Here is a 13,606-nt window from a genome sequence, read left to right as displayed (position 1 = left end):
AAGTGAGGAGTAGTGAACTAAAAAATTAGAAAGCACGGAATATTTAAATTTAGCGAAATAAGCAAACTCGTTCGGTTAATTATTAAATGATGGATTTATCATTACAGCATCCCTTGGTATAGGATAGTAAAACCATTCCATAAAAGTAAAAAATTTTCTAATTATGTTCGATTAGTAATAAAATATAGAGAGTAATCACAAAAGGCAATATTAATGAACTGGAAACCAAGTGCTCCTATTTCTAACCTTTCACGACGTGCTGCAATTTTAGATCAAATTCGACGATTTTTTAAGAATCGTGGGCTTCTTGAAGTAGAAACACCATCAATGAGTCACTTTACAGTGACGGATGTTCATTTATCTTCTTTTCAGACGTATTTCACTAAATCAGGAATTAGTACGAAAACAGTTCCATTGTATTTGATAACTAGTCCTGAATACCATATGAAGCGTCTCCTTGCTGCAGGAAGTGGCCCTATCTTTCAAATATGTCATAGTTTTCGTAACGAGGAGATTGGTCGTTATCATAATCCAGAATTTACTATTCTTGAATGGTATCGACTAAATTACGATATTCATTGTTTGATGAATGAAGTTAATGATTTATTACAGAATATTCTAGACTGTAATGGTAGGGAAATGTTTACTTATCAGCAAATTTTTATAAATCATGTAGGATTTGATCCTTTATCAGCAAATAAAAAACAGTTATACGATGCAGCCGTGAAATTAAATCTCTTCGAAGAAGAAGAAAAAGCTTATTTAATAGAGAAACAAGAGGATCGTGACACACTTGTACAATTATTATTTACAATACAAGTAAGACCAAATATTGGACTTAAAAAACCTACTTTTATTTACCTTTTTCCTATTTCGCAGTCAGCATTAGCTGAAGTTAACGTTGAAGACTGTCGCGTCGTAGATCGATTTGAAGTTTATTTTAGAGGTATTGAGTTAGCTAATGGATTTCGTGAGCTAATTGATGTAAATGAACATCGTCAGCGATTTGCGCAGGATAATCGCAAACGAGAAAAAATGCAACTTAATAAGCAATCTGTTGACAAAAATTTTCTAGCGGCTTTGACTCATGGAATGCCAGCGTGTTCTGGAGTAGCATTAGGTATAGACCGTTTAATTATGATGGTGTTGAATACAAATTGTTTAAACGACGTAATTGCTTTTTCAGTAGAGCGAGCTTAAATGTTTAAAACATATTTCCAAATTCTACACTATAATGTAACATTAACTCTTTCTTTAATAAGGCGTCAGAGCTCATAGAGCGGATCTTTATATTTAGTCTTAAATGTAACCATTATCTGATTTAACAAAATCATTAGCGATATTACTTACTTTAATTTGTTCTTCTCGTAATTGAAAAGGAGGAAATGGTAATTCCATACCATTATTGTGATAGCTCTCTAAAATTAACATGTGGACCTGATGTCGCAGTGGCATTCTATGTCCTATTTCTGCTGCATGCATGCGTAATTCAAATAATGGTAAGCCCTTTTGTAAATCAACCAAAAACACTTCAGGTGGTGGAAACTCTAAAACTAACGGACATTTTTGAGCGGCTTGTACTAAAATGCGAGTCACTTGTTCGATATTAGCGTTTGATGGAGCAGGTACGTTCAACACTACACGCGTTAAGGTATCTGATAACGACCAATTCACAAATTGTTCAGTAATAAAAGCTTTATTCGGAACAATGATCTCTTTACGGTCCCAATCTGTAATCGTTGTAGCGCGAGTATTAATTCTTGTAATATTTCCAGTTAAATTACGGATTGTGACTGTATCGCCAATGCGGATAGGTCTTTCAAACAAAATCATTAGTCCAGAGATAAAATTAGCAAAAATTTCTTGTAAACCAAAACCTAGTCCAACCCCAAGCGCAGCTACTAACCATTGTAATTTTGACCATTCAATTCCCAATATAGAAAAACCAATAAGCCATCCTATTAACATTAGGCTATACTTGGTCAAAGTAGTTATAGCGTATCCAGTTCCAGGAGTTAAGTCTAAATGCTGTAATAAAACTAATTCTAAAAGAGCAGGTAAATTACGTACCATTTGTGCAGTAATGATAAAAACTAAAATGGCAATCAATACTGCTCCAAACGTGATTGATTGAATGCCATCAACTTTATGACTCGTTGAAGTTGTATCCCATAAAGTTATATTTTCCAAAAAACTAAAAGCTGAATGTAATTCCGACCATAATAAAACTACCGATAATACCGCAACTAATGCTAAGATTGACCTTACCAATTGTAATGATTGCGCGCTGATAGTATCAAGATCTAACACCTTTGCATCGACTTCAGCAGCAACTTCGTTATTCATTTGCAATTGTGGCAAGTCCTCTTCTGTACGTGCTCGATAAGCTAGTATTTCTGCACGACGTTGTTTGGCTCGTTCGAATGCAATACGACGCCTTTGAATAAACATCCACCTTCGTATGATATGGTAGATTATTAATAATAGAAACCAAATAGATAATGAAGTTTCCAGTCGTGTTAATAACACTTTTGCTGCTGTTAAATATCCAAGACAAGATGAAATGGAAGCAATAACAGGTGCACAAATCATAAGATTCCATAAAGAGTGATTAACGACATTGTTTCCACTGCCACTTTTATCAAAATAAAGTGGCAATCCAGTTCGTTTCAAACTATTAGTCACAATAGCCAGACAAATACATAATAAGAGAAAACAAAATCTTCCTAAAGTTCCAGCAAACTCTCTCTCACTATAACTGTCAAAAAAAATCAACGCCATTATCATTGGAATAATCATGCCAATAGCTAAACTATAATAACGAAGTACACGTTTAACCTGATGTTTTGGCCAACCAAAATGAATTATAAATAGTCCCTGCGGATGTGAAAAATGAAAACACATTACAAATATCCATAAAACTGGTATCGTAGCAGTAAACCCATTGCCAATAGAAACTGCCACCGAGTAAGGCCAAGCATGTCTTAATCCATGCCCTAAAACGGCCCATAGGATAGGTAAAGGTAAAGCTATCAGTGCTGACCAAAGAGCATTGCACAAAGTTAAAGAAAAATGATCTTGATTAACTTTTCCTACTTGACCACTAGTTCTAGCAAGAAAAGCATAATAATGATGACGGGAGCTAAGGCTAAAACAACCTAATAACAATGCTCCAAATAATAAAAAAAGTGTTTCTTGACTAGAAATTATCATGCTAAACGCATTAGTTAATTGATGAAAAGTATCTAAAGTTACTAATCGACGTAAGTCCTGAGCAACAAGTAATGGATAAGAAAAAGAAATTGGAATTATATCCGCTACCCAAAAAAGATAGCGATTCGTAGCTTCTTGCATTTCATTCATTGCCTCTTTAAGCTGACTGTTGGCTACTTTCAATTTAGTTAGTTCTAGAATTTGAGTATCACATCCCGTTAATAATGCATTTAGAAGATTACGTTGTATGGCGAGTTGTTTTTCAAGAATACGATTTTGTGCAGAAGATAATGGCAGCCCATTATCTTGACGATAAGTTGCATAAAGAGATTGTGCCAATTTATTCATTAGTTCTTCAAAATAAAGACGTTGAACGCGTAATTGAGCCATATCGTTATCAAGTTGTTGCGATCTTGATACTTTCGGTAGTCTAGCAACTTGCGCTCGAAGTGTTTCTCCTAAAACTGGTGACTTATCCAACCATTGTGCTTGTTCTCGAAGAGTGACAAGAGCTTGCCGTACTTGGAGAGTTTGTAAGGAAACTTGACGTTGCTGACCAATGATAAAATCCAAACGCTTTGCTTGTTGACTTAGAGTAATAGAAAGTTCACGATTAATTTTTAATTGACTATTAATAATCTCGGGAAACTGGATAGGATTTAATTTTCTTGTTTTTAATTCAGTAATTTTTTGTTTTGTTTCTAGCTCAATATCCTTTTGGATTATTTTCGAAACATTTTTTTGTATAAAAAAAAGTCGATTTTTTTGCTCTATATTATTTAGGTTTTTTAATGCTTTAGCTTGTTGTTGCTGAAAAGATAATAAACTTGTCAACGAATCATTAATAATACACAACAATCTCCACTCTTTTTGCAATTGATTTAACTGATCTATAAATTGATTGCCTATCTTCAATAGAAGCCAGTTGAACTGATTGTCAATCAGTCTTAAACTAGAAATAAAAAGATCTTTTAACAAGATTCTATCTTTTTCACTTTCTTTGAAAAAATGACAAGCAGTTGTTAGTAAATTATTATCGGCTTTCTGATTTTGAAAGTTTTCAATTTTCAGAATAAGCATCTTTTGCTCAACAACAGAATTTAACACGGATTCCAATTTCTTGATAATAAACAAATTTGTTTGTTTTAATTCATTTTTATTTTCTTGAAAATGTTGTAAAGATGTTTTAACCCAAACCTCATCAGATAAATTAGTGGCGAAGATTGGAAAGAATGATAGCCATCCTAAAATAAAAATTGTAATCAGGCGCAAAGTAAGAAGTTCTTCAATTAGCTTAACAGTTTTAAGCTCAAGTCAGTTGAGGGCTATACATTGTTATGTATATTATTTTGTGGGATTCCATGGCCTAATTTTTGACCAAAATGGATAGTATAATTTTTATGCAGATGTTCGCTTAAAACTACACTGTTGTTAGTAAATAAATTAATAACGCTAGAACCAAGTTTGAAACGTCCCATTTCTTGTCCTTTAAGCAAAGTTATCTTTTTTTTATTATCCGCATGACAATAACGCCATCGTTTAATGACTCCTTCTCGCGGAGGAGTAATAACTCCTTCCCACACGGTTTCGATACTACCAACAATGATTGCACCTATCAAAATCTGAGCCATTAATCCAAAATTTGTATCAAATAAACAAATAACACGTTCATTTCGAGCAAATACATTTGGAATATTGGTTACTGCCAGTGAGTTTAAAGAGAATAATTCGCCAGGAACATATAACATTTCATGTAAAATGCCATCACAAGGCATATATATACGGTGACAATCTCGAGGAGAAAGATAAATAGTGGCAAAAATTCCATTTTGAAACTTGGCTACCATAAATTCGTTGCATGCTAATAATGCTTCTAGGTTAAAGTAATGTTTTTTTGCTTGAAAAATCTGTTTGTCTTTAATAAACCCAATTTGGGAAATAACTCCATCTGCCGGACATATCAATGCTTTTGGATCAGTATCAATAGGACGAACCTCATAACGTAGTGGTCTGACAAAAAATTCGTTAAAGGTAGAGTATAAGGATATATCTTGTTTTTGTGCTTCCTTTAAATCAATGTTATACCAACGAACAAACAAAGAAATCAAAACTTTAGTAATCCATCCTCCACGGTATTCAGCACCTAAGCCAATTAATTCTGTTATCCATTTCTTAGGAAGAAATTGATGTAAAATTATTTTTAGTTTGTCCAAACGAGACCTCGTATTTTAATCATAAATAGTTTATACAATCAATCATCAAAAAAATTTATATGTATTATAGTTTCTTTTTTAAAGATTAAAGGGCATGCATTTTAACATTGGACTATTATCAATAATAATCATTTAAAAAATTTTTCAGCGATAAAAGATATGTAAAATACTAACATGATTAAGTTAAAAATGGATATAGCCAGATTGTAATTTCTGTAAAGTTTAAATTTAAAATTGTATTATCCATTATTTATTTTAAATAATTAACACTTGAAAAGTACCATTTTTTTGAAAAAAAAGATCTTTGTTATATGCAGAATATAATGTTCTTCATTGTAAATGGACTGATAGTAAAGTATTATCTAAATGAATTATTGCTAAAATTAGTCTTACGGTTAGAAATTCAATTTTTTGATCTTACTAATCGTTCGAGCTCATTATATCTTGACTTATTCAAAAACAAGAACTATAGGTTTCATTTTTAAACAGTTTAAATAAAATAGAATTAAAAAATTAGTATATAAACTTGACTGAAAGAGATGTATCTTTCTAACTGCTTCCTTATATGAACTAAGCTAAGCAATTATTGTTGTATAATGAGAAGAATAAGATGATATTTCAACATAATAATTTACAAAAAGCTTTCTTCGAAAGAAGTTTAATCTCACTGATTTAATTCAGACGAGCAATTTGTAAACATTTGACAATAAATTTAACAATTAGAAATTGTAACTAAAGATAGAAAGTAATATTCTTGTAAAGATGCTCTTTGAGGATTATGACAATAAATATTAATAATTTAATATGGATTGATCTAGAAATGACTGGACTTGATCCAAGAAAACACCGTATTATTGAGATAGCAACGTTAATTACTGATGCTCATTTGAGCATTTTAGCAGAGGGCCCTGTGTTAGCTATTCAACAGTCTGATAGTCAATTATCATTAATGGACGATTGGAATAGACAAATTCACACATCTAGCGGATTAATTGAGAAAGTGCGAAATAGTCAACTTAATGAAGAAACAGCAATGATGAGTACTCTATCTTTTCTTAAGAAGTGGGTTCCAGCTAGAAGATCACCAATTTGTGGTAATAGTGTCGGACAGGATCGACGATTTTTGTCATACTACATGCCAGAACTTGAAGCTTACTTTCATTATCATTATCTAGATGTTAGCACATTAGCAGAACTAGCACGTCGTTGGAAACCAGCGATCTTATCTGGATTAAAAAAAAATAAAGTCCATCAAGCTCTAAGTGATGTCAGAGAATCAGTAGCTGAAATGGCTTATTATAGGGAACATTTTATTCGTCTTTAATGAAAGATTAGTAAAAAACCATTTAGAAATGTAAGTATTCTATAAATTACAGATTCTATTATAAAAATAATGATTTCCTCAAAAAATCGTTTGTAATTTATTATTTTTAATAATTATCAATTAGCCTTTCAAAGATTTTAGTTGTTTTTGTAGATAGAAAAAAGTTTATTTATCTGTCTTTTTTAGAAGGAAACACATGCCATTCTTTATTAAGAAGCATGTCAAATATCTCGTTTAGTGATTCCACTAATATAATATTTACATGATCAAATAATGAATAGCAAAACAATTTCGCAATAATCGAAAAAATAAAAAGTAAAGCAAAAATATCATTTTTTATAAAAAATTAAGAGATAAAAAAATAAGATCATGATTTTTGATTTTTTAATTTAAAATTGATTTTTTCAAAAAAAATAAAATCTTATTTAGATTCAAGAAAAAATTAATTCTTTCTAAGAAGAAATGCAATCTCATTAGAGATATGAAAGCAAATTTCTAATATATGCGGGAATAGCTCAGTGGTAGAGCACAACCTTGCCAAGGTTGGGGTCGCGAGTTCAAATCTCGTTTCCCGCTCCAAAAATAAACAATAATATAGTTAAAAAATTAAATTTTCTTAAATGTAAGAAACAGGAATTAATGTAAATTAAAAAATTGATTGAACCAGGTTGATTTTCTTTCTAATTATAAAGCTATATTCAACGGTATTAATTTAAAAAATTCACCATTTCATCTAGTTGTTTCTCTTTATGCTAAAAGACAGGCATTCAATCTTTGTTAGACATTACAAAATTAATTTCAACTAAAAGAAGATTCTGAAAAAAACGTAGAAACTACAACTCACTCTAGTATGTTGTTGTAAAAATTTTTAAATAATTAATCATCGATAATGATACTGTGATGTTACATATCAACTTATTTTCTAATAAAAGACCTAATTAATTCTATTTTAGAACAACATAAACACTAATGAATTTTTATTCACCTTTTATTGTTTTTTCTATGGCTGGGCCTGTTTATCTTTTAATTAGTAATTAAAGGTATATTTACTGTGGTATGTTACTACAATTTATGATCTTTTTAATGCGAGCCATATTTGTGTTAGTTATGCTGAGCCTGTCAGTAAAAAATACAGAGTCAACAGAAAAAAACCCCATTCTGATAGATATCATTAATAAATTCAATCAGTCAATAATCACATTAAAATTTATTCAAAAGCCAATGTATTCTTTTTCTTTAGTTCATTGTCCTGAAAGGATTATGGTTAATATTTATCGCAGCGATTTAATTTTGAAAAAACGACGATCAGCTGAGTTCAATGAAAAAAAAATCCTTAAGTGCATTAATATCAGAATGTTCCATGATAAAAAAATTTTGCAACTAATATGTGATCTGACTAAAGAGTCTAAAATTTTTTTTAAAACAAAACGGGTTAATAATCACTATGATCTTATATTAACCATTGTCAGTCGGCAATTGAGTTTCATTAAACCCTCTTTGCAAACAAGTAAACGCATTTCGAATACGAAAATACACAAATCACCTAAAGAAAAAAGAAATTTGTTTAATAAAAAATTAGGAATAAAGAAACCAATTACAGTAATGACGCCACTAGCTTCAATATCTACTACACAAAATAAATCAAAAATAAACTTTAAACCAATTATAATAGCTATTGATGCTGGACATGGTGGACAAGATCCTGGAGCGACCACTTCTTATGGTTTATATGAAAAAGACGTGACTATTGCTATTGCGCGAAATTTAAAAACATTGCTTAAAAAGGATTTCACCTTTAAACCGTTTCTAATTAGAAACAACGATTTTTATATTCCAGTGAAGAGACGTTCTGACATAGCACGTCAAAATGGAGCTAGAGTGCTTATATCTATTCATGTTGATTCCGCAAAAAATCATAATGCAAACGGCGCATCAGTATGGGTGCTTTCTAATCGACGTGTCAATAACGAAATAGTAGATCGGTTGGAACAATGTGAAAAACGTACTGAATTGTTAAAGCTTGAAAAATTTTCAACCAGAGATTTACGAACTGATGTTTATCTTAATCAAACGTTGCTAGATCTCCAATTTGGTTATTCACAACGAGTAGGATATGAAATAGGAGTAAAAATTCTAAGTCAGTTACAAAAAGTATGCAATCTACATAAATATCAACCAGAACACGCTAGTTTAGGAATACTTCGTTCACCGGACATTCCTTCACTATTGATAGAAGCAGGTTTCATTAGCAATCCTAAAGAAGCGAAAAAGCTAACTAACAAAATTTATCAAGATAAAATTGCTAATGCCGTATACTTAGGTTTACGCTCTTATTTTTTTGAGCATTCATTACGCTATATTCCAAAATTAAAAAGTAGTACTAATCTCTCAAAGAGAGTAAATTTTGATAATAAAAATCAAAATGTTCAAAATAACAATACCTTTTATTAAACAGTATTTTAATAACAATAAACGTTGTGAGTTAGCAACGTCTTCATGTAGAAGACAGGTAAGATTCACATAGTTTCGACTTCTATATTAAATAAATTGAAAAAGAATAATGAAAAATTATACAGAGAACTTTCATTTTACCTGGTAAAAAATTCAAAAATACAAGATCACTTGAGTATTACTAATATCAAGTAATAAATGGAAATTCATTAAGAATAATTGCTGCGCATTATGGAGTATCTGTCAATCTCATAAGATAAGTCAACAACTCGTTACCCTATGATATTAGGATAGGAGAAATTTTAATTATTCTAATTAACCTCAAAAGAAATTTGAAGCAATTATAAATCTTATGTTATAGTAGTTTTTTACAAAAAAACCTATTTTTTTTAAATTATTCAAGATAAATTGTTTAAACCTTAAAAATCTTCGCAGCTGTCTTAAGGGATAATTCATGCTATCAGCTTAATATTAAGATAGAAGAATTTTTTAGAAAAAATGGTGTAATTAAAAACTATGCTTCAACTAGAGTTAACAATGGATAAAAGTATCAGTATTTTATTATTTCGATTTTAAAAAGAGTTCTCTTTAGCATTTCAAATAGATTACCAATTGTGTTTAATTCTGAATTAAAAATTTATCGTATACGATTACTCGTTATGCGCTACAGTATAATAAATCCATGTATAATGAATTTTTTTAATTAAATTTTAAAAAATACCTCATAGAAAGGTATCTTTCTAAAAGAAAAGTGATACAATGCAGGTATTATTATAACAGCAAATTTTTTAAAAATTATAAAAATAACGTTATGATTCCAATCATCAGCAATACACATAATATAACAATCTGTGTTTTCTTTTTACTAATTTATGGTTACGAGACTCTGTTATTTACAAGCTACTCCTAAAAATATCATATGCAATAAAATTATTTTTCAGTAGAAAAAAGTTTTTTTGCTAAAAGTTGTATGTTTCTAAACAACTAAAACACAAATCATGACCATACATGTACGTTCTTCTCATCCTGCAGCCATTTTTCTCATGGGAACAACTGCCTCTGGAAAAACTTCATTAGCAATAGAATTATATAAATATCTTCCAATAGAGATTATTAGTGTTGATTCTGCACTGGTTTATCGAGGAATGGATATCGGTACAGCTAAACCACCTTCTAGCATATTAGAGGCGATACCACATCGTTTAATAAATATTCGTGATCCATCTGAAATTTATTCAATGGCAGATTTTCGTCGTGACGCAGTAAAGGAAATGATAGATATCACTAAAACAGGACGAATTCCATTACTAGTTGGTGGAAGCATGCTTTATTTTAAAAGTCTTCTGTATGGAATTTCTTATTTACCCTCTGCAAATTATGAGGTTCGTCGTTATATTAAAAAAATAGTGGAAAAGGTAGGAAAAATAGCTCTACATAAGCGACTGCAAAAAATTGATCCAATTGCTGCAAGTCGCATTCATCCAAATGATTTTCAGAGATTATCACGTGCGCTAGAAGTTTTTATTATTTCTGGTAATACAATAACTGAACTAACAAAAATATCCGGTGAGGTATTAGGATATCGAGTCTTTCAACTTGCCATTATTCCGTTTGATCACGATTTATTGCATCAACGTATAACGCAACGATTCTATCAGATGATAGATAATGGTTTTGAACGAGAAGTCAATATGCTTTTTTCAAGAAATGATTTACATAAAAATAAACCATCTATCCGTTGCGTTGGGTATCGTCAAATGTGGTCATATTTATCTAATGAAATTAATTATGATGACATGATTTTTCATGCAATTCGCGCAACAAAAAAGCTAGCTAAGCATCAAATTTCCTGGTTAAAACGTTGGGCCAATATTCACTGGATAGAGAACAACAATTCTAACCTTTCTCTCAAGAGAGCTCTGCAAATAGTTAAAAATCTACAATCAGACAACCTTGCATAAACTTAGTTAGCAAGCAGACAGATAAAATGTTTTTATTGGCAATAATTATTTTAATTGTATAAGCTTCTAGCTTAGAACTATTAATCTAAAAAAATAATTCTTAATAAATGTCAGGAATACAATATTAAGGATATAATAAGATGATTAAAGGACAATCTTTACAAGATCCGTTTTTAAATACATTGCGTCGAGAACATATTCCGGTTTCTATTTATTTATTAAATGGTATCAAATTACAAGGTCGAATTGAATCTTTTGATCAGTTTGTTATTGTATTAAGAAATACAGTTAGCCAAATAATTTACAAACACGCTATTTCAACTATAGTTCCTGCGCGTTCAGTTTCATATCATGACAATAATCCTAGTTTAGCTACTTCTAGCGGTTATTTTTATGAAAACAACTAAGCCCCTCAATTGATTCCTAAAATGAATAATAAATAACATGCCTCTTCCGATTCTAATTTTAGAGTAAGTTTTTTACAAAAATCTCTATCATAATAGAAGTCGAATAAGTTCAAAAAAGATAAATTATATACCAATTTACTTACTACGCGCTCAGTAAACAAACTCACTTTTTAATTCAAAAATAAATTTGAGTAAATCATATATTTAAATCTTTCTAAGAAAGAAATGTTTATAACATGAAACTTCTATCTTAGACATAGGAGAATTTCCATTGAGCTAAAAGGATTTTCGTGCTTTATTTCTCCAAAAGTTTGTGTATCAATAAGTTATTGTACATTTTTATTATGATAAAAAATATATTAATATACTAATCTCATAGAGATTACGAGTTTACTCAAATTTAAAATCGGTTACTATTTGTTTTGAAAGCGAAATAAACGTTATTAGCTAGTGATCTCGACTAATATCACTACTAATAAATACTTCGAATTCATCTTTGATAAAAGAAAAATTGCCTACTTAGATACTTCAAAAATAATTTGTTAACCGGAATTTTTATCAAAAAAGTATAACTATGACTTAACGTAAGAAAAGAAACAATAATTTAAAATTAAGAGAGTTTACTAAAAAATATAGAAGCAAAATTAGTTGCAGCCATTGGTTTCAGTATCAACTTAAGAATCAAAAACCCTTACTGGAATTTAAACCATCTTTGCGGTGCAGTTAAGCCTTAAATTAAATTGATTAGTTATTAAAATGGAGCTAGAATTATGACGTGGAATCATCCTGGGAACAATAAGCAAGATCACGATCCATGGGGGAGAAAAAATAATAGCAATAGTGATTCTACTGAAAACAATAAAAAAAACTCTGAAAAAAAAACTTCTTATTTAGATAAATTTCTCAAAAAAATTGGATTTAGGTTAAATGAATTCAGTAATAAAAAAGACGGTATGAGTTTTAGACTACCAAAAAAAAATGTCTGTTATATTAGCTTGATAAGCGTAATTCTTATAATTATTTGGGTTGGAAGTGGATTCTATACGATTAAAGAAGCTGAGCGCGGGGTAGTGTTGCGTTTTGGAAAGTTGAATCGATTAGTTCAACCTGGTTTGAATTGGAAGCCGACTTATATTGATACCGTAACTGCTGTTAACGTAGAATCTGTGCGAGAACTAGCTGCTTCCGGCGTGATGTTAACTTCTGATGAGAACGTTGTTCGTGTAGAAATGAATGTTCAGTATCGCATAACTGAACCTAATCTTTATTTATTCAGTGTAACTAATGCTGATGATAGTCTGCGTCAAGCAACCGATAGCGCTTTACGAGGCGTTATAGGTAAATATACTATGGATCGTATTTTAACGGAAGGTCGTACTTTGGTACGTAGTGATACTCAGCATGTTTTGGAAGAAACTATTCTTCCATATAATATGGGAATTGTTTTATTAGATGTTAATTTTCAAGCTGCTCGACCCCCGGAAGAGGTAAAAGCAGCATTCGATGATGCCATTGCTGCAAGAGAAAATGAACAACAATATGTTCGTGAAGCTGAAGCATATTCAAACGAAGTACAACCGCGTGCGAATGGACAGGCGCAGCGCATTTTAGAAGAAGGGAGAGCTTATAAAGCTCATACTGTATTAGAAGCGCAGGGAGAGGTTCAAAGATTTTTTAAAGTTCTTCCAGAATATAGAGCAGCGCCGGAAATTACTCGTGAACGTTTGTATATCGACACAATGGAGCGTATATTAAGTAATACAAGAAAGATTTTAGTCAATGACAGGCAGAGAAATAGCAATAATCTACTAGTACTATTACCAATAGATCAGACATCACAACAAGCACCTCTCAATTATTTTGATAATTTTCATCCGAAAAAAAATGTTGTTAATCCTCCTATCTTGCCAGATATGGAGAATGTTACTACTACTAGATCACTTACTAAAAAAAACAATGCTAAAGAAAATGTTTTGGATCAACGACGTACTAATGCAAAACGTACTGAAACTTCTTTACGCACAGGGAGAGAATAAT

At 30.8% G+C, this 13,606-nt stretch carries 8 protein-coding genes and 1 tRNA gene; 7 read left to right on the top strand and 2 right to left on the bottom strand.

The window, feature by feature from the left end; genetic code table 11:
• Nucleotides 1–213: 213 nt before the first annotated feature.
• Entirely contained in the window at nt 214–1,200 is a 987-nt protein-coding gene (gene epmA, locus JK145_RS00700) for an elongation factor P--(R)-beta-lysine ligase (protein WP_220664967.1), read from the top strand.
• Nucleotides 1,201–1,299: 99 nt separating this feature from the next.
• Here the strand turns inward: epmA and mscM are convergent, their stop codons facing one another.
• Both mscM and asd read right to left on the bottom strand, forming a co-directional pair.
• Nucleotides 1,300–4,485 (bottom strand): miniconductance mechanosensitive channel MscM, encoded by a 3,186-nt coding sequence (mscM, locus tag JK145_RS00695; RefSeq protein WP_255555772.1) that lies wholly within the window; start codon nt 4,483–4,485, stop codon nt 1,300–1,302.
• A gap of 53 nt (nt 4,486–4,538) precedes the next feature.
• Nucleotides 4,539–5,426 carry an archaetidylserine decarboxylase gene (asd, locus tag JK145_RS00690; protein WP_220664966.1) on the bottom strand — a complete coding sequence of 296 codons (888 nt, stop codon included), beginning with the start codon at nt 5,424–5,426 and terminating at the stop codon, nt 4,539–4,541.
• A gap of 778 nt (nt 5,427–6,204) precedes the next feature.
• Here asd and orn point away from each other — a divergent pair.
• The 6 genes from orn to hflK all read left to right on the top strand — a co-directional run bounded on the left by orn (nt 6,205) and on the right by hflK (nt 13,605).
• Nucleotides 6,205–6,750 carry an oligoribonuclease gene (orn, locus tag JK145_RS00685; RefSeq protein ID WP_220664965.1) on the top strand — a complete coding sequence of 182 codons (546 nt, stop codon included), beginning with the start codon at nt 6,205–6,207 and terminating at the stop codon, nt 6,748–6,750.
• A 504-nt stretch (nt 6,751–7,254) separates the two neighbouring features.
• A tRNA-Gly gene (locus JK145_RS00680) sits at nt 7,255–7,329 on the top strand.
• Between the two features lie 477 nt (nt 7,330–7,806).
• Nucleotides 7,807–9,201: an N-acetylmuramoyl-L-alanine amidase gene (locus JK145_RS00675; RefSeq protein ID WP_220664964.1), complete on the top strand. Its 1,395-nt coding sequence runs from the start codon at nt 7,807–7,809 to the stop codon at nt 9,199–9,201.
• Nucleotides 9,202–10,199: 998 nt separating this feature from the next.
• The gene (miaA, locus tag JK145_RS00670; protein ID WP_220664963.1) at nt 10,200–11,162 is read left to right on the top strand and encodes a tRNA (adenosine(37)-N6)-dimethylallyltransferase MiaA; all 963 of its coding nucleotides are present in this window, start codon (nt 10,200–10,202) and stop codon (nt 11,160–11,162) included.
• A gap of 140 nt (nt 11,163–11,302) precedes the next feature.
• Entirely contained in the window at nt 11,303–11,569 is a 267-nt protein-coding gene (hfq, locus tag JK145_RS00665; protein WP_220664962.1) for an RNA chaperone Hfq, read from the top strand.
• Between the two features lie 770 nt (nt 11,570–12,339).
• On the top strand, nt 12,340–13,605 hold the full coding sequence (hflK, locus tag JK145_RS00660; RefSeq protein ID WP_220664961.1) for an FtsH protease activity modulator HflK: 1,266 nt from the start codon (nt 12,340–12,342) through the stop codon (nt 13,603–13,605).
• Nucleotide 13,606: the final 1 nt, after the last annotated feature.

This window comes from Sodalis sp. CWE, assembly GCF_019646055.1.
GTDB lineage: Bacteria > Pseudomonadota > Gammaproteobacteria > Enterobacterales > Enterobacteriaceae > CWE.
Note: the sequence above shows the minus strand (reverse complement) of the source record. Positions and strands in the feature narration are given on the sequence as shown.

Bases quoted from the DNA above. Each gene is read 5' to 3' on its own strand.
- hflK (WP_220664961.1), top strand. From the start codon at position 12,340: ATGACGTGGAATCATCCTGGGAACAATAAGCAAGATCACGATCCATGG.
- orn (WP_220664965.1), top strand. From the start codon at position 6,205: ATGACAATAAATATTAATAATTTAATATGGATTGATCTAGAAATGACT.
- JK145_RS00675 (WP_220664964.1), top strand. From the start codon at position 7,807: ATGTTACTACAATTTATGATCTTTTTAATGCGAGCCATATTTGTGTTA.
- miaA (WP_220664963.1), top strand. From the start codon at position 10,200: ATGACCATACATGTACGTTCTTCTCATCCTGCAGCCATTTTTCTCATG.
- hfq (WP_220664962.1), top strand. From the start codon at position 11,303: ATGATTAAAGGACAATCTTTACAAGATCCGTTTTTAAATACATTGCGT.
- epmA (WP_220664967.1), top strand. From the start codon at position 214: ATGAACTGGAAACCAAGTGCTCCTATTTCTAACCTTTCACGACGTGCT.